Source organism: Sphingobium sp. UBA5915 (assembly GCF_002431195.1).
In the GTDB taxonomy this organism is placed as follows: Bacteria; Pseudomonadota; Alphaproteobacteria; order Sphingomonadales; family Sphingomonadaceae; genus Sphingobium; species Sphingobium soli.
In genome coordinates this window covers 1-20,820 of record NZ_DJDV01000090.1, presented here as the reverse complement: position 1 = coordinate 20,820, position 20,820 = coordinate 1, and the positions used below count along the sequence as shown (strand labels likewise).

Annotated in this window: 24 protein-coding genes and 1 pseudogene; 11 read left to right on the top strand and 14 right to left on the bottom strand. The window is 57.1% G+C overall.

Going from position 1 to position 20,820, the window contains the following annotated elements; genetic code table 11:
- Both rpsG and rpsL read right to left on the bottom strand, forming a co-directional pair.
- Positions 1-442: 30S ribosomal protein S7 (gene rpsG, locus B2V90_RS15715; protein WP_293922196.1), on the bottom strand; the 442-nt coding region annotated here is incomplete at its 3' end.
- 18 nt (positions 443-460) lie between these two features.
- On the bottom strand, positions 461-832 hold the full coding sequence (gene rpsL / locus B2V90_RS15710; RefSeq protein ID WP_009820628.1) for a 30S ribosomal protein S12: 372 nt from the start codon (positions 830-832) through the stop codon (positions 461-463).
- Between the two features lie 348 nt (positions 833-1,180).
- Between rpsL and B2V90_RS15705 the strand changes: the two genes are divergently transcribed.
- The 3 genes from B2V90_RS15705 to B2V90_RS15695 all read left to right on the top strand — a co-directional run bounded on the left by B2V90_RS15705 (position 1,181) and on the right by B2V90_RS15695 (position 5,153).
- Positions 1,181-3,466, top strand: coding sequence for a putative bifunctional diguanylate cyclase/phosphodiesterase (locus tag B2V90_RS15705; protein ID WP_228221618.1), 2,286 nt, complete (start codon positions 1,181-1,183; stop codon positions 3,464-3,466).
- A 147-nt stretch (positions 3,467-3,613) separates the two neighbouring features.
- Positions 3,614-4,792 (top strand): M23 family metallopeptidase, encoded by a 1,179-nt coding sequence (locus B2V90_RS15700; protein WP_228221619.1) that lies wholly within the window; start codon positions 3,614-3,616, stop codon positions 4,790-4,792.
- Positions 4,731-5,153: a bactofilin family protein gene (locus B2V90_RS15695; RefSeq protein ID WP_228221620.1), complete on the top strand. Its 423-nt coding sequence runs from the start codon at positions 4,731-4,733 to the stop codon at positions 5,151-5,153. The genes B2V90_RS15700 and B2V90_RS15695 overlap by 62 nt, the downstream gene beginning before the upstream one ends.
- A 31-nt stretch (positions 5,154-5,184) precedes the next feature.
- Here B2V90_RS15695 and B2V90_RS15690 read toward each other — a convergent pair.
- Positions 5,185-5,685: pseudogene (locus B2V90_RS15690) on the bottom strand (ATP-binding protein); the annotation flags it as partial.
- Between the two features lie 56 nt (positions 5,686-5,741).
- Here B2V90_RS15690 and B2V90_RS15685 point away from each other — a divergent pair.
- The gene (locus B2V90_RS15685) at positions 5,742-7,358 is read left to right on the top strand and encodes a recombinase family protein (protein WP_293922191.1); all 1,617 of its coding nucleotides are present in this window, start codon (positions 5,742-5,744) and stop codon (positions 7,356-7,358) included.
- Positions 7,359-7,457: 99 nt separating this feature from the next.
- On the opposite strand, the gene B2V90_RS15680 is transcribed toward B2V90_RS15685, so the two are convergent.
- Positions 7,458-7,649 (bottom strand): hypothetical protein, encoded by a 192-nt coding sequence (locus tag B2V90_RS15680; protein ID WP_293922189.1) that lies wholly within the window; start codon positions 7,647-7,649, stop codon positions 7,458-7,460.
- 157 nt (positions 7,650-7,806) lie between these two features.
- Here B2V90_RS15680 and B2V90_RS15675 point away from each other — a divergent pair, with 157 nt between their 5' ends.
- The gene (locus B2V90_RS15675; protein WP_293922186.1) at positions 7,807-8,166 is read left to right on the top strand and encodes a DUF2958 domain-containing protein; all 360 of its coding nucleotides are present in this window, start codon (positions 7,807-7,809) and stop codon (positions 8,164-8,166) included.
- A 105-nt stretch (positions 8,167-8,271) separates the two neighbouring features.
- Here B2V90_RS15675 and B2V90_RS15670 read toward each other — a convergent pair whose 3' ends face one another.
- From B2V90_RS15670 to B2V90_RS15650, 5 genes are all read right to left on the bottom strand, one after another.
- Positions 8,272-8,664, bottom strand: a complete 393-nt coding sequence (locus tag B2V90_RS15670) for a hypothetical protein (protein WP_293922183.1) — start codon at positions 8,662-8,664, stop codon at positions 8,272-8,274.
- A gap of 84 nt (positions 8,665-8,748) precedes the next feature.
- Positions 8,749-9,273, bottom strand: a complete 525-nt coding sequence (locus B2V90_RS15665) for a tyrosine-type recombinase/integrase (protein ID WP_293922180.1) — start codon at positions 9,271-9,273, stop codon at positions 8,749-8,751.
- Between the two features lie 110 nt (positions 9,274-9,383).
- The gene (locus B2V90_RS15660) at positions 9,384-9,857 is read right to left on the bottom strand and encodes a hypothetical protein (protein WP_293922177.1); all 474 of its coding nucleotides are present in this window, start codon (positions 9,855-9,857) and stop codon (positions 9,384-9,386) included.
- Between the two features lie 2 nt (positions 9,858-9,859).
- Positions 9,860-10,345 carry a thermonuclease family protein gene (locus tag B2V90_RS15655; protein WP_293922174.1) on the bottom strand — a complete coding sequence of 162 codons (486 nt, stop codon included), beginning with the start codon at positions 10,343-10,345 and terminating at the stop codon, positions 9,860-9,862.
- 106 nt (positions 10,346-10,451) lie between these two features.
- Positions 10,452-10,715, bottom strand: a complete 264-nt coding sequence (locus B2V90_RS15650) for a hypothetical protein (RefSeq protein WP_293922171.1) — start codon at positions 10,713-10,715, stop codon at positions 10,452-10,454.
- 632 nt (positions 10,716-11,347) lie between these two features.
- Between B2V90_RS15650 and B2V90_RS15645 the strand changes: the two genes are divergently transcribed.
- Complete coding sequence (locus B2V90_RS15645; RefSeq protein WP_293922168.1) at positions 11,348-11,758, top strand: hypothetical protein; 411 nt, start codon at positions 11,348-11,350, stop codon at positions 11,756-11,758.
- Here B2V90_RS15645 and B2V90_RS15640 read toward each other — a convergent pair.
- The 4 genes from B2V90_RS15640 to B2V90_RS15625 form a co-directional block, all read right to left on the bottom strand.
- Positions 11,755-13,005, bottom strand: a complete 1,251-nt coding sequence (locus B2V90_RS15640; protein ID WP_293922165.1) for a PIN-like domain-containing protein — start codon at positions 13,003-13,005, stop codon at positions 11,755-11,757. The two genes, B2V90_RS15645 and B2V90_RS15640, sit on opposite strands and share 4 nt — an antisense overlap.
- Positions 13,006-13,689: 684 nt before the next feature.
- Positions 13,690-14,181 (bottom strand): hypothetical protein, encoded by a 492-nt coding sequence (locus B2V90_RS15635; protein ID WP_293922163.1) that lies wholly within the window; start codon positions 14,179-14,181, stop codon positions 13,690-13,692.
- A 6-nt stretch (positions 14,182-14,187) separates the two neighbouring features.
- Positions 14,188-14,715, bottom strand: coding sequence for an NYN domain-containing protein (locus B2V90_RS15630; protein ID WP_293922160.1), 528 nt, complete (start codon positions 14,713-14,715; stop codon positions 14,188-14,190).
- 56 nt (positions 14,716-14,771) lie between these two features.
- A complete protein-coding gene (locus B2V90_RS15625) occupies positions 14,772-15,356 on the bottom strand; it encodes a hypothetical protein (RefSeq protein WP_293922157.1) in 585 nt (194 codons plus the stop codon).
- Between the two features lie 102 nt (positions 15,357-15,458).
- Between B2V90_RS15625 and B2V90_RS15620 the strand changes: the two genes are divergently transcribed.
- Together B2V90_RS15620 and B2V90_RS15615 are read left to right on the top strand one after the other, a co-directional pair.
- Positions 15,459-15,998: a hypothetical protein gene (locus tag B2V90_RS15620; protein WP_293922154.1), complete on the top strand. Its 540-nt coding sequence runs from the start codon at positions 15,459-15,461 to the stop codon at positions 15,996-15,998.
- Complete coding sequence (locus B2V90_RS15615; protein ID WP_293922151.1) at positions 15,988-17,364, top strand: terminase large subunit domain-containing protein; 1,377 nt, start codon at positions 15,988-15,990, stop codon at positions 17,362-17,364. Before B2V90_RS15620 ends, B2V90_RS15615 begins: the two co-directional genes overlap by 11 nt.
- A gap of 39 nt (positions 17,365-17,403) precedes the next feature.
- Here B2V90_RS15615 and B2V90_RS15610 read toward each other — a convergent pair whose 3' ends face one another.
- Complete coding sequence (locus B2V90_RS15610) at positions 17,404-17,847, bottom strand: hypothetical protein (RefSeq protein ID WP_293922149.1); 444 nt, start codon at positions 17,845-17,847, stop codon at positions 17,404-17,406.
- Positions 17,848-18,136: 289 nt separating this feature from the next.
- On the opposite strand from B2V90_RS15610, the gene B2V90_RS15605 reads away from it, so the two are divergent.
- The 3 genes from B2V90_RS15605 to B2V90_RS15595 all read left to right on the top strand — a co-directional run.
- Positions 18,137-19,432, top strand: coding sequence for a phage portal protein (locus tag B2V90_RS15605; protein WP_293922147.1), 1,296 nt, complete (start codon positions 18,137-18,139; stop codon positions 19,430-19,432).
- Between the two features lie 44 nt (positions 19,433-19,476).
- Positions 19,477-20,181, top strand: coding sequence for an HK97 family phage prohead protease (locus tag B2V90_RS15600; protein WP_293922144.1), 705 nt, complete (start codon positions 19,477-19,479; stop codon positions 20,179-20,181).
- A 104-nt stretch (positions 20,182-20,285) separates the two neighbouring features.
- On the top strand, positions 20,286-20,820 hold a 535-nt coding region (locus B2V90_RS15595; RefSeq protein WP_293922141.1), incomplete at its 3' end, for a phage major capsid protein.

The window sequence follows — 20,820 nt, the reverse complement described above, 5'->3', positions numbered from 1 at the left end:
TCGCTTCCGCCATGCGGTGCGTATCTTCGCGCTTCTTCACGGCATTGCCGCGATTGTTGGCGGCGTCCAGCAGTTCACCCGACAGGCGCGCGGCCATCGTGGTTTCGCTGCGGTTGCGCGCGGCGGTGATCAGCCAGCGGATGGCCAGCGCCTGGGCGCGTTCGGGACGCACTTCGACGGGGACCTGATAGGTCGCACCACCAACGCGGCGGCTGCGAACCTCGATACCCGGCTTGATGTTGTTCAGAGCATCGTGGAACATGCCGATCGGGTCCTTCTTGGCGCGGGTCTCGACAGTTTCGAGAGCGCCATAGACGATCGATTCGGCAACGGCCTTCTTGCCGTCCTGCATGATGCTGTTCATGAACTTCGACAGCACGATATCACCGAACTTGGGATCCGGCAGGATAACGCGCTTTTCGGGGCGACGACGACGTGACATATTCCTGGTCTCCCCTTCTTACTTCGGACGCTTCGCGCCGTACTTCGAACGGCTCTGCTTGCGGTCCTTGACGCCCTGGGTATCCAGAACGCCGCGCAGCACATGGTAACGCACACCGGGAAGGTCGCGTACGCGGCCGCCACGGATCAGCACGACCGAGTGCTCCTGAAGGTTATGACCTTCACCCGGAATATAGGTGATGACTTCGCGCTGGTTGACCAGACGCACCTTCGCCACCTTGCGAAGCGCCGAGTTGGGCTTCTTCGGGGTCGTCGTATAGACGCGAGTGCAAACGCCGCGCTTCTGCGGGTTCGCCTCCATTGCAGGGACCTTCGACTTGGCCTTCTGCAGTTCGCGGCCCTTGCGGACCAGCTGGTTGATCGTTGGCATGAAGCCCTTCACCTTTTTCAGTTACTTTACCGGCATTCCCGCGTCCTGTGCCGATGACGGAGGATTCCGCCAAACAGCAAAGGCCCCGGCGGGCATAAGCCCCCTGGAGCCGCAAGAGCACCCGGCAATGTTCAGCTCTAATGTCGCTCAGCCGATATGACGCGAGGAGACGAGTCTTCGCACGGCAAGGCCGCTGGGCAGGCGGCGCTATAGCTGCGTCCGCGCGCAGGGTCAAGCGTGCGCCCTCCCTCCAAAAAGACGGCAGTTCGGCAGCAGAATTAGGCTTTTGATAACTTCGATCAAGTTAATTCCAGGGTAACGCGCCGACGCGCCGCCATTGGATCAGCCGTGCCCGATATTGCCTCTTTTACCGGCGAGTTTCGCTCCCCCGATCGCGAAGCCGCGTTCCAGGCTGAGCGACTGCCCGAATCCAGACATCATGCGTATGTCCTGTTCGCCCTCTCGGCGGCCCTCAACAGCCTGTTTCTGCTGAGCGATTGGCGCTTTGCGGGAACCGACCATTTCTGGGTGGCCGTGCCCGCTCGCGTGGCGATTGTGATCTGGTCCATCGCTTGCCTTTACCTATGTCAACATATGACAAGCTTTCGGGCCTTGGAGCGCATCTGTTGGGCATGGCAGGGCGTGGTTGCCATCGCAGTAGGCTTTCTGGTCAGCTCCCGCAGCGACATTGCCATTTTCGTCATGGTCCTGTTGCCGCTCGTCTTCTATCTCGTGGTGCCGACCAGCTTTCGCGGCAATGTTGGCGGGGGGCTGGTATGCGAAATCGCGCTTTTGACCGGTTATCTTGCCCCCGACCCGCTATCGTCAACGATGCCGGGCATGATCATGGCGATGCTAATCCTGCATTGCGGCATGTGGATCGCGATCGCGCGGAACAACCGGTTGCAGCGCAAGGAATGGGATGCCGGGCAAACAGCCCGATCAGCGCAGGCCGCCCTGGCCGCAAGCCGCGACACGCTGGAGCATCTGTTCATGGCAGTACCCCTGCCGCTGCTTGTCACACGGCGCGATGGCACCTTGCTGCGCATGAACCGCGCAGCAAGCGACGGCTACGCAGCCGGGCTGGAGATCGACCTCGACAATGTCGAGCACAGCTATGTCGATCGTCGATCGCGCGGCCTGCTGGTCCAGAGGCTTGAACGCGGCGAGGCCGTCGATCAATTCGAATGCCGGTTGCGCCGCGCGGACGGGCAGACGCGAGACGCCATGTTGTCGTCACGCGCCATCATGGTCGATGGCGACGCGGCCTACATGACCTGCGTCGTGGACATCACCGACCGCAAGGAAACAGAATTACGCCTCCAGCGCCTTGCCATGAGCGATCCGCTGACCGGATTAGCCAATCGGGCGCATTTCGTCGCTGCGGTTACGCAAGCAACCGCATCTTCGGGCGATCGCGGGCTTGTCGCCATCCTTCTGCTGGACCTGGATGAGTTCAAGCGCATCAACGACACGGCCGGGCACGACGCGGGCGATGCCCTTTTGCAGACGGTTGCGGAGCGACTGCGCGGCGCTCTGCGCCCCGGCGACCTTATAGCGCGCATGGGGGGCGACGAATTCGCCGTGCTGCTGACGCGTCTGCCCGATGCCGAGGCGCTCCAGCCGATCCTCATGCGGATCACCGATCAGCTTCACGCACCCTTCAGCCATGCGGGCCGGCCGCTGGAATGTCGCGCCAGCATTGGCGTTGCGCTCTATCCCGATCATGGCGCCGATGACGTGGCGCTGTTCAAACATGCGGACATTGCGCTTTATCACGCAAAAAATAATGGCCGCGGTCGCGCCATCCTGTTCCAACCGCACCTGCTCGACAGTTGGGAGCGGGAAACCGCCATGCTAGATCGCGCGCGCCATATTCTGTCGCATGAACAGCCCTGCCCCTGGTATCAACCGAAAATATCTTTGCAGGATGGCGGCATCATCGGGTTCGAGGCTCTGTTCCGATGCCCGGTTGCCGACGGGTCGATTATCATGCCGGGCGATATTGCGCGGGCGTTCGAGCATCCCGAGCTCGGCCCGGCGCTGACCGAACGAATGGTCGAGCGGGTCATCGACGATTGCGCCCGTTGGCGCAGCAAAGGGTTGGCCGTCGGTCATGTGGCGCTCAATGTGTCGGGCGTTGACCTGCAAGATGAAGCGTTCGCCGATCGGCTGCTCGGCCGGATGCGCACGGCACGAATACCGACCGCGATGATCGAACTGGAAGTGACCGAGTCGGTATTCCTAGGCCGCGATGCGGATCGGGTGTGTCATATTCTTCAGCGGCTGAGCGACGCAGGAATCAGTATCGCGCTCGACGATTTCGGTACTGGCTATGCTTCGCTGTCACACCTCAAGCAGTTCCCGATCGACATCATCAAGATCGATCAGTGCTTCGTCCGCGACATGGAAACCGATCCCGACGACGCCGCCATCGTGCGCGCGGTGCTCAACCTGGCCCACAGTCTAGGCATCCGCACGGTGGCGGAAGGTGTGGAGAATGCGCAGCAACTGGCCTATTTGCGTGCCGGTGGGTGCCACTATGGACAAGGCTATCTGTTCGGGGCGGCCATGCCGGCAGTCGGGGTGGAACAATTGTTGATGAGCCCGGAGGGGATTTCTCGGCAGGCCTGACATTTATTTTTTCTGCAAGGAACAAAAGCCGCTCCATTTCATTTCATCGCGCCACCCCTTCGACTCGTCACGAGTCCGGAGCAGAGGATTCGCGCCCGGCGCCATGCTTTGCTACCGGCCCGAGTCGAAAAGAGCACGGGGTCGTCATTGTTGCAGTTGAATAGCCAGAGGGTCGTCGCCCTCCGCGCATGGTGGAATGCGCTTTGCCCTGAGCGGGAAATTTTCCTGCGTTCGGGCGGCCAGGTCAAATTCCTCCGTATCAGTCGCCGCGCCCAGCTTTGGACGCTGGGCGGCACGGCTGCACTGTTGCTTGGCTGGGGCGGTGTCACCGCCGCCATGGCGATCGATGGCATGGCGTTGAAGCAGGAGCGCGCCGCGCTGGCGGCGAAGGGCCAGTCTGTCGCCAAGGCCGCCGGCAAGGTCGCCGACTACCGCAAGTCTGTCGACCAACTGGCGCAAGACCTGGAAGCGCGCCAGGATTTCATGGACGAACTCTATCGCGCGCATTTTGGCGGCGATGACGACAAGACTGGCGAGGATCTGCTGGGCACGGACGGGCAGGATGAAAAGGCCGCGCGGCAGACCAAGATCAGCATCGCGCCCGAAGCCGCGCCCTTGATGCGCCTTCAGGATCGGCAGCGGCGCTTCGCCCTGCTGCTGACGGGCGCCGTGGAACGGCGCGCCGAGCGCGCTGCGGCCGCGATCCGCAGCTTCGGGCTGGACCCCGACAAATTGGCGCGCAACGCAGCGCGCGCGCAGGGCGGCCCGTTCGTTCCCTGGAACGGCGATGAAAAGGCGTTGACCGGAGAACTGGAAGAACTGGCCGATGCGATGGCGCGGATGGAGTTTCTGGAACGCAGTCTCCTGTCCATTCCTTCAGGCCAGCCGACCAGCACACCGATGTTGTCGAGTTCCTATGGCTATCGCCGCGACCCGTTCAACGGCCACGCCGCCTTTCACGCGGGTCTGGATTTCCCCGGCCATCGCGGCCAGCCGATCAATGCCGCTGCCGATGGCAAGGTCAGCTTCGTTGGCCAGCGCAGCGGCTACGGCAATGTCGTGGAAGTGACGCATGGCAATGGCATCATGACCCGCTACGCGCATCTGTCGGGCTTTGCCGCCCATATCGGCGACAAGGTCGCGCGGGGTGAGACGATAGGCCGCATGGGTTCGACCGGCCGCTCGACAGGGCCGCATCTGCATTTCGAGGTCCGGCTCAATGGCCAGGCCATCAATCCCCGCCGCTTTCTGGAGGCCCGCAAAGATGTTCTCCAAGTCCAGCAAATCGCCAAGGCCCGCTTTGCCGACGTCGGCAACCGGGGGTAAGTCCATTCCCTTCTCGCTGATCGGCGGGGACGTGACGATCACCGGCGACCTGTCAGCCAGCGTCGATTTGCATGTCGATGGCGTTGTGGAAGGCGATATCCGGTGCGCTGCGCTGGTCCAGGGACCTGACAGCCGGATCATCGGCCATGTGACGGCGCAAAGCGCGCGGCTTGCGGGCCTGGTCGACGGGTCCATCGCGGCTGACGAGCTGGTGGTGGAAAGCAGCGCCAGGATCACAGGCGACGTCGTCTACGAACGCATCACGATCGAACCGGGCAGCAGGATAGAAGGCCGGTTCAGCCCCAAGGCCAGTGAAGCGTCCGCCGAGATCAAGCTGCTGGCAAACGAAGCGGCCGAATAGACGTCGGCCAGCGCGCTCGGCATCAATCAGGTTAATTGGCTGGCGCTCGCCGCCGGTAGCTTAAGGCCTCGGCAACATGGACGCGGCCAACAGAGTCTGCGCCGGCAAGGTCGGCGATCGTCCGCGCGACACGCAGCACGCGCGTATATCCTCGCGCGGACAGCTTCATCGCGGCGGCGGCCTGCGCCAGCAACTGCCGCCCCGCCTCGTCCGGCCCGGCAACCTCTTCCAGCCGCTCCCCATCCACTTCGGCATTGGTCCGTGTCGATGTGCCGGTATAGCGGGCCGTCTGCACCGCCCGCGCTGCCGCCACGCGCGCGGCGACCTCGGCCGATCCTTCGGCCGGCGGCGGCAGCACCAGATCGGCGGCGGTCACGGCCTGCACCTCGACATGCAGGTCGATGCGGTCAAGCAGCGGCCCGGACACCTTGGCTTGGTAATCCGCGGCGCAACGCGGGGCGCGGGAGCAGGCGAGCGCCGGATCGCCCAGATGACCGCACCGGCACGGGTTCATCGCAGCAATCAACTGTACCCAATTTGCGAGACACGTAAACAAAATGGCAACGTCATCTGTGCGAGGTCCGGGGTATGCCGCAATCTGCCATCATATATGCGCGCTTTTCTAGCGCAGAACAAAGCAAGGGATATTCCCTCGAAAGACAACAAACGCTCGGCGCGGACTTTGCCGCCGGGCAGGGCTGGGTCGTAGAAAAATCCATCTCGGACGAGGCTCGAAGCGCATTTCATGGCGCAAATCGCCTCGAAGGCTCAGAACTACACCAGTTCGAATTAGAAGCGCGTAACGGCCTTCACCGAGGCAAAGTGCTGGTGGTCGAAAACATCGACCGATTGAGCCGCCAAGGCGCCAAAGCAGCGGCGCAGCTAATCTGGTCTATCAACGAATGTGGCATAGATGTCGCCACTTTCCATGACGGTCACATATATAGGGCTGGCAGCGAGAGCGAGATGATCGACCTGTTCAAGGTCATCATATTGGCCCAGCAGGCTCATGACGAGAGCGACAAGAAGAGCAAACGAACCGCCGCCTCATGGCGTTCACGGCTCGACCGTATAGCGGCCGGCGAAAAAGACATTCCCATGCCCAACGTGCCGCTCTGGATAGACCGGATGGATGGCAAGTATGTGTTGAATGAGCATCGAACGAAGGTGCTGAACGAGATATATGATCTCTACGTCGATGGCATCGGCATCCATCGTATCGTAACGGTTCTGAACGAGCGAGAAGAGCCAAGCTGGACCCCGCCAGAACAGCGCCGTGGCAACAATGGCTGGTTCTACAGCTATATCTATCGGCTGCTAACCAAGCGAACTGTGTTGGGCGAATATACAACGCTGGACGGTAAAACCATCGCGACTGATTTTTACCCGCAGGCCATCACCGCCGAAAAATGGAACCGTGCTCAAGCGGCGCTGGCCATGCGAAAAGGCAATCAGAAAAAGAACAAGAAGTTCACTAATCGCAACCTGCTTCAAGGGATTGTGGTTTGCGAGAAATGCGGTGGAGGTGCCCACTTCGGCCACACCACAGATACCGTCCAAAAATACACGAAGGTCAGCGGCGAGGTGGTCAACTATCGACGTAAGACATATCGAAAAATGCGATGCGATCGGGCTCGTCGAAAACATGGATGCGATAACGGCTCAATCCTGAACTATGATGTGATCGAGTGGACGGTGTTGCAGGAGATGTTGCCCAAGCTGATTGATCGCCAATCTGCGGGTAAGCACCTCACAGAAGAACGGGAAAGGCTCGCGGAGGCGGAGCGGCAACGCGACGGCAATCAGAACAAGCTGAACAACTTGATCGAGGCGCTGGAGGAAGGCGGTTCCAAATCAATCATGCAGCGTGTCACCGCACTGGAAGCTGAAGTGGAAACCCAGACACAGGCAGTTGAGGAGGCGCGACGCGCCCTTGCCATTCAACAGTCCCTTCCCTCCAGTCACGATGACAGCACGCTGATCGAGAATCTCAAAAATGAGATCACCAGCGAAGATGACGCGATTCGCACCTATGCGCGCGGTCGGGTCAACATGGCGCTGCGCCGCCTCATCAAACGGATCATAATTACAGAGGTTGGGACGTTCAGGATCGAACCCGACGATTATAGTTGGTGGCTATTCGACCAGGACGGCACGATGTTGGAAGGCGCTTGGACACTCTCGCCGGAGGAAATGGCCGCGTAATATGCCGATGCCCTCAAAGCGTCTTAGAAGGCAAAAAGGGAAGAGGGGCACAGCATTACGCCTGCCCCTCTATCTTCCCTGTATGACGCTCTCAGGGCATCAGTGACGTGGTAATTCCACTACATCATCCTCATGCCCAACTTCGATGCGGAAATGCGTCAGGTAACGCTCTACATAAAGCCGGTGGCCATTCCAGTTTACGCAGAATTCGTCCTCTTCGTAGTCGGCATCACAATCGACAACCTCAAGCATGAAGTCTGCGAGGTGGTTCAATTCGATCTGCGTAAACATGTGTAGCACTCCGTTGCCGTTGTGCTGCTCTATCAATAACCAAAACCAGTCCGCGTCATCCAAAGAAAGGCACCAGAATTCAATTCTTTGGAGTTGATTTCTCCGCCAAAAGGCGTCGTGTGACCAAAGGGCCAAACATCAAGAAAGGATGGCCCAAATGGAATGGTTATCAGTGTTCACGCCAGAGGCAGCGCAACGCCTCGCCGAAAACCACAAAGAGCAATTGTCCCTCAAGGGCACGTCCCGCGAACGTGATTTCGAACCCGTCTGTAAGCTGTTCCTGCCCTGGACGGCGGGGACGTGGCTGCTGACGGAAATGGACGACGATGGCCTCGCGTTCGGGCTATGCGACATCGGCCATGGAATGCCCGAGATCGGCTATGTGAGCATGGACGAGATTTACGCCGTGAAGGGGCCGGGAGGGCTGCGCGTGGAGCAAGACCTACACTGGAAAGCCCAACATACCCTCAGCCATTACGCCGCTCAGGCGCGCTCTGTGGGCTATATAAGGGCATAAGAGAAAGCCCGGTGAGCAGCTTGCTTACCGGGCATTTCCATGAGTGTCAGGCGTTAAAAAGCCCCAGCCGGTCCGGCCGGGGCTGATGTCCCAAATGGGATAGGCTCACTTCTTCTTGCGTGTCGCAGCCATGGTCGCACTGCGCTTGCGGACGGCGGCCTCGCCTGCGTCGAGTTGGGTTTTGAATTCGCCCTTCTCCACATCGGCCTTGATCGACTGTAGCACCTCTACGAACTGCGCCTTGGGCACCACGACCGTTTTCTCGTCGCCCACCAATTTGAGCGGGCTGTTGGCATAACGGATGCTAAACGCGACATTCTCGCCCTTTACCTCGAACCAGCGACGGCCTTCGGCTTTAGGCTTGTTGAACAGGTCGATCTGCTTGTCGATGGCAGCGGACACAACCTCAGCAGCCGTCTTCTGTGTGCGGGGAGCAGACTTTTTGAAATCCGCGAACTCTCCGACCGGCTTAACGGCCTTCTTCCAATCCATTGCCATATTGAACTCCTATCTCTGCGACCCTTCGCCGCCGCTGCTCTATCAATAGCCGTCTGACTTTCAGCACAAGTTCTAAATCGAGTATCAGGAAAAAAGTGCCTCGCGCATCATCGTGTCCGTGACACCAATATAGCTCTGCGTAGTCGCGATGCAGCTATGACCTAATACCTTGCTCACCACGGCTATATTCACTTTGTTGTCGACCATCCGGGTAGCCATCGTGCGACGACCGGAATAGCAGCTACCCTGAACACCTGCCAGCCTGTAGATGCGGCGGATTGCTTCGCTGATACCATTTGCAGTGAATGCTTCACCAGCAGCATTGCGGAACACCCTGCCCCTCTGCCCACCCATATGCGCGGCAAGCGCCTCCTCAATCTCAGCATCAACGGGAAGTGACCGCCCTTGCTTTCGCTTGGAATGTCCGAGCGGAATGCGGAGTTCGCCGCCAACGAACCAACCGGTTTCCATCCCTGCTATCTCCATGGGACGAAGCCCCAGCTTTTTGGTCAGCAGCAGCATCAGGCGATACATCGCTGCTCGCTCCATTCGGTCTGTGAACGTGAACAGCTTCTCGAAATCGGTGCTGCTGATGATCGGTGCGCGCATTGCTGAACTCCTTGTTGTCCAGCTTTTGTGCAGTCACCTGATTCCCGCGTCATCCAAAACCAGACCTGACAGTCAGAAGAGCGACGAGTTGTTGATGTGAGCGAATCAGGCTAGATCATATCCATCGCAGCGAGGTAGAATGATCCGGCGCTACTCAGTCCGCCGCTTTTATATACACCCACGGTGTCTTCGATCGCCCATTCGATGGCTGCGTTGACTTCTTCATTCCCGGCTTGGGCCTCATTTACGGTCCTCAATGACATGTCTCGGCCGACAGCGTCACTGAAGGTAAGCGCAAACGCGGCAATAACCGTATCATAGATGTTGTCAGCGGTGCGTTCGACGCCTTCACCCACCAAAATCCCTTCGGAGATCCCAATTAACGCGCCGCGACACTTTGGTCCGTTAAAGGGAGGAATATCTGGAACATGCTCTAATTCAAAACCGCACAAATCTAACTGTGGCCTGAGCATTCCGAGCAACGCCAGTCCAACGCGATCATGAGCGTTGGAAGGATCGTAAAAGGCCTGATCGTTCTGACGACGAACAGGCTTTCTCCCAAATATCTTTTTGAAGAAACTCATGGTCACTCCGATCGGCAAATGGGCGTCTGCCCATTGAATTTGGGCCAGATCACAGTCGTCCCGCTTCGCACCATGGCGCAATTGATTTCGACATGCGCCTCATTGCGGCAGATCGCGGTCACTCGCTTATAGCTGGTGCCGGTTTTCTGACATTGGAGCGTCTGGCCAGTCGCCAACTCTGATAGCTTGGCGGTGGCAGAAGCGGCACTCGCAGAAGGGCATGGATGGCCGGGAGAGCATGTCTCGTCACTCTCGCGAGCCGCAACCGCATGGAGGCGGATTCGCGTTCCGTCCGCGCAGCGCAGCGTATCACCATCGGTGATCGAACTGACGCGGCAGGAAAAGTCGGATGCGAAACTGCCCTGACGGTCATTGGACATGGACGACGAGGGCCAGAAGAACACCGTCAATCCCACGGCAACGACGAGCACCACAGAAAGCAGGAGGACGACCGGATCATTGTCCTGCCGTCCCCTACGCTTTCGCATCTGCCCCATCGCCGATCGATGATGGGCATTCGCCCAATTACGATGTCCGCTGCCCCGCTTCATAGCCCCCGCATAGCATGACCCGCTTAGGAGGGCGTTAACGGCGTCAGTGAGCCGTGGCCCTGAGATAGTCCCGCGCTTCTTCATAGGAGACGCCGTAATCGCGCATCAGCACTTGGACCTTGCTCGGCGTCAGCTTGTCCGCACGGGCAGCGGCAGCGATGTTCATACGCCCATCGCGCCACGACATCTTCTGCACTGGTGTCTGAGTAGCCTGTCGAGCAGTCCATCCAAGATCATTCATTCTGCTATAAACGGTAGTAGTGTGCAGGAGTTCACCAGACTTGAGTTCGATCCATTCTGTGTTCATAAAGCCTCCTTCAATAAGCCCGCATCAGTGCGGCTATGAACTCAGGCTGTCACAGTTTTGGAATCTGTCAAAAACTATCGTGGTTAATGGCGGCTGTTTACCATCTAACCTGTTGATGCCGGGACGAAAGAAATTGCTTTTGCGAAAGCGCGGCTTTCGCGCGAGGAGCCTTATTTCCAATCGATCTGCGATCTAAAGTCTAGATCGTGCCGCCCACAAATCTAGCGGCTAAATATCTGGCAAGAAGGCAGCCGCAAATCTCCTTTAGGTCCGTTTGTCGCGGGATCGTTCAGGCCATTGCTGCGCTTCTCTGCCTCCTCCCGAAGTAGTGAATACGAGGGGCTTGAAGCGTTAACGCGGGGCGGCTGGCCGTAAGGGAGCATAGCCCGTCTAAGCACATGGAATAGACACTGATGGCCGGGGCGACCCGGCCATCTGCTCATGCGACCTTATTGCCCCGTCGATAGAGCGGCACAGATTGCAAACAAGACTATGACGGAAATCTCAGCGTAAAACCACGGACGGAAGTTCTCAAACATACCTGCATCTCCTTCCACGAGAACATGCAGTCGCGAGACTCCTGCGTCATCCTAAGACTGACCTCCCTCTAAATATGCGGAATGGAGGGACTTATGACGACGAACCAGCCTGCACCTATCACACCCGAACAGATGACTATTGCGGTTCAGGGCTTTGCTCAGGGCGACAAAATCAGCGCCATCGCGGAAAGGACAGGGCTCTCCGCCTACCGCGTCAGAGGCCTGCTCAAAAAGAAGGAGATCGCTGACGCTATCGACCGAATGCGCCTAACAGACACCATTCCCACGCAGCTATCTGCGATCATGGGGATGATGTCGGCGCTTTCGAAATGGCTGGAGAATGCGGACAGCCGCCTATGCGCCATTGAGGAAGAGGTTCGCAAAGTCCGAACGGCGATGCACCGCCTACAGGTCGAGAATAAAGGACTTCGTGAAACCCGACGCGATGCCCGGAAGCAGCTTAGGGAAGCGAAGGCAGCATTGTGGAAGGCTCGCGGCTATTAATTGAATAGGTCGGGGAATTCATTCCGCCGGAGATTCTCTAAATCTGGATGAGAGCCATACTTGCGGTCATGCTCCGTTAGCTGAACCATCAAGGCAACCTCCTCAGACTGAAGTTGATCAAGCAAAGCCCAGTCATCTTCCGAAACTGCGGCGGGATCTTCGCTGTTCACCCTTTCGGCAACCCGGCGCGTTCGATCTTGAACGAGCCTCAGTTGGCGCTTTATACGTCGTCTGTGATCCAGCGTTCGCAGGTAGTCTTTTCTCAGCTTTAAATGGATATATTCCGCGTCCGCCGTTGTCTCCTTATCCGATCCATCCCTTCGTTCGACTTCCAACAATTGGACTTCGTTAATCGTCGATATTGGAGCTTTGAAGGTGGCCAGCAACGCCGAAAGCGGCAACAAATGTAGAGATTTCCCGCCAGATGCATGTCGATATTCATCGATCAGTTCAGGCCTTGGTTGAAAAGCGCCATGACGCTTAATCCACCAGTCAGGCTTTTGCTCTTCGGTGACAAATATGCAGTGAGTTTTCCGCCGTCCAGCCTCTTGTAAAATGACTCGCCAAACTAGGTAGTCGCCTATGCCGCCATCTTCCTTTTGCTGATCCTTGTAACCGGGCGCAATTTGCAGCCGCCCGCGACGTGCCACTTCTTCAATCACTGCCTTTCGATCATCTAGTCCGGCTTCTATCTCCGTCACACATGCGCCAAGTAACCTACGGTAGAGTGCAGAAACTCGATCATCCCCAATCTCATTCTGAAGTCGCTCGTTCACTGAAACTAGCTTTTGAGCGATTTCTTCGCCTTTGCTGACCACCTCAGCACCTAAATCTCTAGCAGCTTTGTAGTCTTCGTCGTCTTCAAGAAGGGGGATCGGCCTATCAAATATCTGCTTCTTAGCCTTTGCAATCGCACCATCAATCGCATCGGCGATTGCGGCGATCTTCCTGCTGCGATGCTTGTAGTATTCTCGTGCAGCCTGACCAGGAACAATTAACCGACTTTCCTTTGTCAGTTGAGTGTAAACACGCTCAACCTCGCCAACCGATGCCTTAGTAAATTCGAAGGGAAGTAGAAGGACGTTTGCGTCGAGCACAACCATACATTGTTCCACGACCTCATGGAGCGATGCATGATTATGCTCGAATAGAGCCTTTGCGTCAGGATACAGATCGGTGAGCCAGAAGGCATCCTCACCTTTCAACGGCACAACTGGCTCTGGCCCGCTACGCTTTGCGTCCGACATAGATGCGATGATCCCCCGCTAAGTCAGCATCCGATACTGTATGCTGGGATGGATATGTCATCCGCAGCTATCGGTCCAGAACGGAAAGCGTTGAATATAAGGGCTGGATGCAGTGGTGAATTGGCCGTCGATAGCCATTTTTACCCTGACCCAATCAACCAGAAAGGTGCCGTTTTCTTACCTTTTCTGCCATTCTGGTAGCAGCCAAGGGATCACCCTGCCCCATGCTCCACTACTCGTGGAGAGCCTGTCCAATGGATCACCCTGTTCAGCCGTTCTGTCAGCCCTGCTCAGGTAGTCGCTTTGCTACTCAACTGTGATATGCTCAACAGGCATAGGATCAAAGAAGTATCTTTGACGTTGACGATATAAATCTAGTGGTCCTGCCAGCAGTCTGCGCCAAGATATGGACAATCTATGAAAACCATACCTTCACCATTCAGGTGTTGTCCTTTGGTAGTCTGATAGTATCGTGTGACTGTGGAGGTATCAGTGGGACGAACTTGCCCGCAGGATGCGGAAATCAGCAGTCAACATCAAAGATCGGTTGACCTTTGGCGAGGGTGAAGAACCAAGGGGGTGCCCTACAGATGTTTGACGGTGGGGTGTGATGGGTCACGTTACCCGCAATGACACACAACGCTGAAAAAGGCGTCCGGCTTGCACCCACGTTTGTTGGAACTCTCACATAGCTGGTTGGTCAGATGCATTACATTTCTGCGACCACATCCAAAGGATTGGAAACAGCTTGCCATGTTTAGCCTTCCACTCTTTCTGATCCTCGGCGCGCAACGTGTTCGTCACAGCGACTGTGCCGTTAATGCGGTTCAAGCCCCACAGAAATATGTTTTTGTTCTCGCTAACGAATGAGCCGGTTATCTCCGTGTCTGTGACGCGGGTTATCTGGTATGCGCGTCCATCGCCGGGAGATTTGATTGTGCCTTCAGAGAGGTCCACAGCCCATGTCTCAGGGGGATCGACCACAAAGCCCGCAAACCCGGCTTCATAGATAGCCTGAATGACTTGATCCTGATCCGCTGGCGGTTTTGCGAAGAGGTCTGCTGGCCCGAACTTAGGTTTGGATACTTGTTGGCAACTCAGATAAATCGTTTCGGCCTGAACCGCGACTGGCATTGAAGCCAGAGCCATAGCAGTGAACACCAATGACAGTTGCATGGAGCCTCAGCGTGTTAGATGGTCATGGAACTGGTTCAGCGAGATAACGCTGCTTGCACATTCACGAAGTTCTCTGCCGCCATGATCCCAGAATGCAACTTCGACTTTGAAACCCTCTGATACTAGATCGGTCACGACAGGCACATAATCGGTGTCGCCTGACACAAGGATTATCTCGTCCTTCGCTTTATCAAGCACGGTGTAGGCATCTTTCGTCATTCGACTCGCAACGGCGACGTCAACTTTCTTTTCGTGGTTTGAGTAATTCTTATCATAGACCGTGGGATTATAGCCTTTCCGGTCTAGCATCTCCCAAAAACTATCGCCGGGTGGAGGCGATCCCCATAACCTCGCAATAGCATCGTTCCCACAGATAAAATCATAGAGCTTCCCGTAGTCCATCTTCCACCGATGATCGACAATTCCAAGCTGCGTCGCCTGATATATGTCCTTTGCCATGCCAGATTTTACGGCGGCGATGCGACATCCTTCGATGTAGATGTTTGAGTTGTCGATATATGCGTAAGTGGTCATGCTGCCTCCCCCCTGCCGAATGTGATCGCGTCGAATTCGTGCTAAATGCTTGCTAATCAGGCCCCGCCAATCATCGCTGCCAACGGACCTACGAATGGCGTGATAACGCCTATGTGGTCAGCAGCTAGTCCCATGAATTTCGCATAGGCGGATGCGAAGCCACCAGTGCCTTTCGCTTTTTCCATGTCCTTCACGGCTTCGACCAGCACTGCCTTCTGCTCGACGTTCTCCACGCCACCTTCAATAGCGTTGATGAGGTCGGCGAATACCCCGCTGTTGTTCACGACGTTGGTTGAATTGTCGGTTGACCCGATGTTCACGCGAGAGTTTTCACCACTCACAGTGATGTTAAAATGTCCGCCTTTGCCGTGCGGGAAAGTGCCTTTCCTTCGAACATCGATTTGGAAATTCGCAGGGATGGTCGCCATTTTCGGGAAGAACTGCGGATCAACCACGGTGAATGTGTCGTCCGCACCGCTGGGCAAAGTGCGACGAATCTCGTCGTCGGCATAGACAAGCAGCTTCTCATCAAACACGACGACCTTATTGCCGGTGAAGATGCCCTTTCCGGTCGAGCGAACTTCGCCATCCGGCGAGATCACTTCAAAATCTGACTTCGGCAGACTGTTAAAAGCATTCATCGTCAGGCCTCCTGTTCTGCCTAATGTGGGGAGTGCGCATTCGTTTCGCCACCCCAATGATGCCATCCGCCGAGATTTTTAGCCGCTAAAATAAATACCGGCATGGCAAAGAACAAAACACCGCCACCGCCGTCACCTGAGCAGGTCGAAAAGCACTTTCAGGCGCAGCAAAAGAGCGTCTTCCAGAAACCCTACACCCGCGATCCCGGCGTCACGATCGTCAGCACGGAGGGCGAGGTCGCCCGCATCATTGATGCCGCCCGTGAGGGCGAAACGGTCCCGGCTTTCAGGCTCCGAAATACCGACGAGATTCTCTCCGATCCGGTCGCCAGAACCAGCGATTTGCTCCGAAAAGCCCACAAGGGGATGGAGAAAGCCGACTTTGCTGCGCTCATCAGTTCTACCCTCGATCAGCAATGCTATCTGGCCCTCTACGGTCATATGTCGGATTACCAGCGCGCCCAGATATGGCAGCGCATCCACAAGCAGGCATTTGACGAGCAGCAGGCCGCATTGGCTGAGGCGCATCGTCGTCACCAGCTAGACCAGAAGAAAACCGACCAGCTTCTCAAGGCTCGTTCGCTACAGGAGCGTATCGCAGACGCAGCCGCCAAGCGCGGCAAGGTGGTCGATGGCGAGTAAGCTGGATGACTACCTAGACCTTATCTCCTTCGTTCGCGATCAGACCCTCCATTGCGGCGTCACTGCCTTCTGGAATGAATGGCTCCCCGCTCAAGACGACGAATTCCGCGAAGCCATTTTGGCCGTGATGCAAGACCCGGCGTTCGCGCTGGAAGAGCATCAGCTTATGCCCCGCGCGGACTGGCGTATCTGGATGCTCCGCATGGGACGTGGCGCAGGCAAGACCCATGCGGCTGCTACCAACTGCAATCTGCTGGCCGAATATCTCTTCCCCGGCGGCTATGGCATCCTCGTCGGCCCGACATTCAAGCATGTCCGCGACACCATGATCCTTGGGCCGAGCGGCCTCATCAACACAGCACGCCCCGATTTCGTCCCGCACTTCAAACCGCATGATGCGGCGGTCATCTGGCCCAATGGCACCCGTGCGACAATCTACACCGCCGACGATCCACAGGGCATTCGTGGTCCATCGTTGAACTTCGGCTGGGGCGACGAACTCACGCTTTGGCGCAATGAGCGCACCTTCGACAACCTGTTCCGCGCCGTCCGTGAAAAGCATCAGCACGGCACGAAGCTGATTATCACCACCTCGCCCATCAAGGCGCAGGAATGGGTGAAGGCCATTGAGACGCGCCCCAACACCGTCACGTCCACCGCGTCATCCATGGCCAATATCCATCAGGACGCGGACCACCTGGCCGAACTTACGGCTGAGGCCGCCGTGGGTAGCACCAAGGCCCGAGAAGAAATTATGGGCGAATGGACGACCGGCGAAAGCCAGCTATGGAGCCGCGACAGCGTGGAGGCCATGGCGCTCGAAACAAACCTACTGCCCAGCGCCTATGCGGAAACATGCGGCCGCCGCTTCCTTAGCATCGACCCTAGCGGCGGCGTCAACGACGAAACCGGCATCGTCCTGTTCGGCAAGAAGGGGAAACAGGCGATCATGCTGGACGACTTCTCGGATAAGATGGGACTAGACGCCAGCTACCGCTACATCGTGGAATTGGCGAAGCGCCACCTCAAGCCCGGCGACTTCGTGCTGTTCGAGGATAATAACCAGAAGTCCGGCCCTGCCCTACTCCGCAAAATGGCCATAGAAGCTGGTTTCTCACTTCGAGTGATCCCCGTGACAGCCGTGAAGAGCAAATATGCCCGTGCGGAGGAAGCCTTCATCCATTGTCAGATGGGCAAGGTAAAACTACTGCGCCGGTCGGATAAGCTGGAAACCCAGCTTGTAGAATGGGAGCCGGATTTGAAGTCCAGCCCTGACCGTGGGGACGCCTTTACGCAGGGGGTGAACCATCTGCTGGGGGCTAAGCCCAAGCAGCGATTCCGCGTCGTCAGCATGGGTCGCCATTAACCCAACAAAAATGACCAACCGCGCGCAAGCTGATAGATTTCAGTTGTCCACGAACTGGAGCGTTCGCACCCAACGACGATATGACTGCCTGAGAACGAAATCTAGAATAGACGCCGCTACGACGCAGCCGATCGAGGCCCACCACACGTAATATCCTAAATGCCACACCCTTATGGTAAGCCCTCCAGTAGATACGTAGATTTCGTTCCAATTGGCTGCATTTGCAGCCAGTGCTATCAAAATGAGGAATGATCGAAGGGTAATGGCGTTATCAGCTATGCCTTTTAAGCTGATCCAAAGAATCATCAGGTTTGCGAACCATCCGAACTGCCATGCAGCGATCCCCATCCAGCCAATCAAGAGGATGGGCAGACCTTCAATCGTTTGGTTGCTTGCGCTGGCAACCGGCATCCCAATTGAGACGATCAGGAGAATGATCGCCGCTATGCACAGTATAGTGACTACATGATGGTAGCGCAGCATAGCATCGGCCTCCGATATCGCTTTGAACAGCTTTATTAGGTTGTGACGATCAACGATTGATTAAGATCGGGCACCAACAGCATCCATCAAAGCTCGTCAGCAGCAGGCACCGCGCATAGCTGATGAGTAATTACTTGGCCAATCACTTAGTTTTCTGGAACCTCTCATCCATTCTCATAAATACGCTGTAGATCAACCAATTAACGGTGGCACAGTGGCGTGGTTCTGGCAAAAATCTCGTGATTACGGAAAGGTCGAAAGGCCCAGCAGTCGCCGCAGCGTAGGCGGCATGTTCAGCACGGGAGGCCTGTCAGGAGTCTGGACCGACGAAGAGAACTTCGCCGCCCGCGCAAAGAAGCTGCTTTACAAATGCCCGGTCAGCCGTCGCTGCTTTGAAATCCGCGCCGAGAAGCTGGCCAGCATCACGATCAAGATCGAGGGCGCCAGCAAGGCGACCAAGAAAGTCCTGACCCAGCCCAATTTCCGCGACCGCACCATGAACAACCTGCTCCGCGTGATCGAAACGGACCTTGGCATCGGCGGCGACAACTGGCTGTTTCTCAGCAAAGAGATTGCCAGCAGGCCGGTCATTGAAGGGCTTCGTCCCGACTTCATGTATCAGGAGCCGGATCAGAACCGCATCCTCTACGACCCGTCGAAACGCCTGACCGGCACCAGCAAGCCAGAACTCATCTTCACGATGGACCCTGACGATTTCGGCCGCACTCAGATGGTCGAACGCATCATCCACGGCACCAATCGCTATGAGGTCATCGACGGGGCCGTGCTGCAAATAAGCATCTACAATCCGCTGAGCGCCCTACAGGGTTCAGGAGCCGGCGACGCTATCTTGGCCGATGTCTCGGCATATGCCGCTGCTACAAAGCTCATGTATGCGCGTTTCGCCAATGGCGGTCGCAAGGCAGGCTGGATCACGCTGCCTGAGATCGACGGCTTGGACGACATGACCGACGATGATTGGGCGAAGCTGCGCGACACGATGGAACGCCTTCGCAGCGACGACGAACTCAAGGGTCTGGTCGCCGGATCGAACTTCATCGAGAACCAGATGACCTTCGCGGAACTCGACATTGTTGATGTCGTGAAGGCGCTAGAACGCCGCATCGCAATGGCGCTTGGCGTCCAGCCGGTGATGCTAGGCTTTGAAGGCGAAACCACCGGCATGAACATGCGAACGGCGGATCGCACCTTTTATACCGGTTGGCTCAAGCCCCGAGCCGAATTCATCCTTGGCCATCTTCAAGCCTTTCTGGCTGAGGAGATGGGCGACCCGAAGCTGTCCCTCACGATTGACGAGACGCAGCTTCCATACCTCCAGGACGATAAGCTGGAGCAGGTCGATAAAATGGCCGGTCGCGGCGCGCTGACCTTCAACGAGTATCGAGAATCTATGGGCTGGCCGCCTGTGGAATGGGGCAACATCCCTATCCCGGTTGCCGGTGCTGGCGAGGCGTTCGCCACTTCTAGTGGTGACAGGGAACCCCAGCAGCAACCTGAAACTGCCAAGCCCCGCATCGTTGGCCACGGCGCTGATACCAGCCGCCGCGCCGATCAGCGCGGGTAACGCAATAAATAACGGCAAGAGGAACGGATAGGAACCAGACGCTTATGACCATTCAATTTCTGACGAAGAGTTTCAAAGCCGCTCCTATCAGGGAGAACGAGGTCGAGGGTCTGGCGTCCACATATGGCAACATCGACCATGCCGGTGATATCGTGGAACGCGGGGCCTATGCCCGCACCCTAGATCGCTTCAACGGCAGCAAGAAGGGAATGCCCTTCCTCGCCCACCATCGTCACGACCGTCCTATCGGCAAGATCGTGGAACTGCGCGACAGCGACGAAGGCTTGTATTTCAAGGCCCGCTTCTCTGACAGCCATGACGGCCAGAATGTGCGTCAGCAGTTTCTTGATGGAACGCTGGACAGCTTCTCCATCGGCTATCGTGTGATCCAGAAGCAGGCCGACCGCGTGAAGGACCGTCGTGTCCTGCGCCTCAAGGAAATTGCGCTCCATGAGATCAGCGCAGTCACTTTCCCCTGCAACGAGCTAGCCGTCATCAGCGCCGTAAAGGGCAACATCGGCGAAAGCTACAGCGACCTGAGCCTTGAGGATCAGCAGCGCCTTGCGGATTTCGCGGAGACGCTGCGCGCCGTGGCTAACGGCACCTCCCATGACAACGTGCTTGCAGAAGTCGCGCTCGATCCAGCCGAGATTGTCGAGGCGGCAGCATCGGAAGATGATGAGCAGCTACAGAAGGCATTTGAAGATGCTTGGCTATCGTACCGCATCAAGCAGGCATTCAATCGATAAATAGAGCGTCAGCACTGCTGACCGGCACTCCGATGAGGACTCGCCCTCTCACAACAGCAGGACTCGCTTTCGCCCTCCTCTGAACTCAAAATCAGAGGTGAATAGTGAACGAGAATATCCAGAAGCTGTTTGACGAACTGGCGACCAAGGCCAATTCGGCGGACGCTGTGAACAAGGCAGAGGTCCAGAACCTCTATGCCGAAATCAAGTCTCTACAGGATAAGCAGGTTGAGCAGGAAGCAGCTATTGAAGCAGCGACCGAAGCACTGGCGCGCAAGTCCGCTACTAAGTCCCAGACTGTAGATGCCGCTGACGATCTGCGCGTCGCGCAATTCGCATTTGTTAAGGGCCGCCACGCTGTCACCGACGGCGACATCAAGGCCGACGAATTCAGCCGCACGGTCAACGTGGAAGGTGGTCACACGATCCCTACCCACTTCGACAGCGAAATCACCCGCGCACTGAACAAGGCCAGCCCGATCCGCGCACTGGCGCGCGTCCTGTCCGTGTCGGGCAATCTGGAACGCATCATCAAGGTCAAGACCTCCGGTGCTGCGCTGACCAAGGCGGAAAAGGCTGCTTACGAACTGAACACCGTCGATACCTTCGCCAAGCTACGTTGGGGTTTCGCCGATGTCA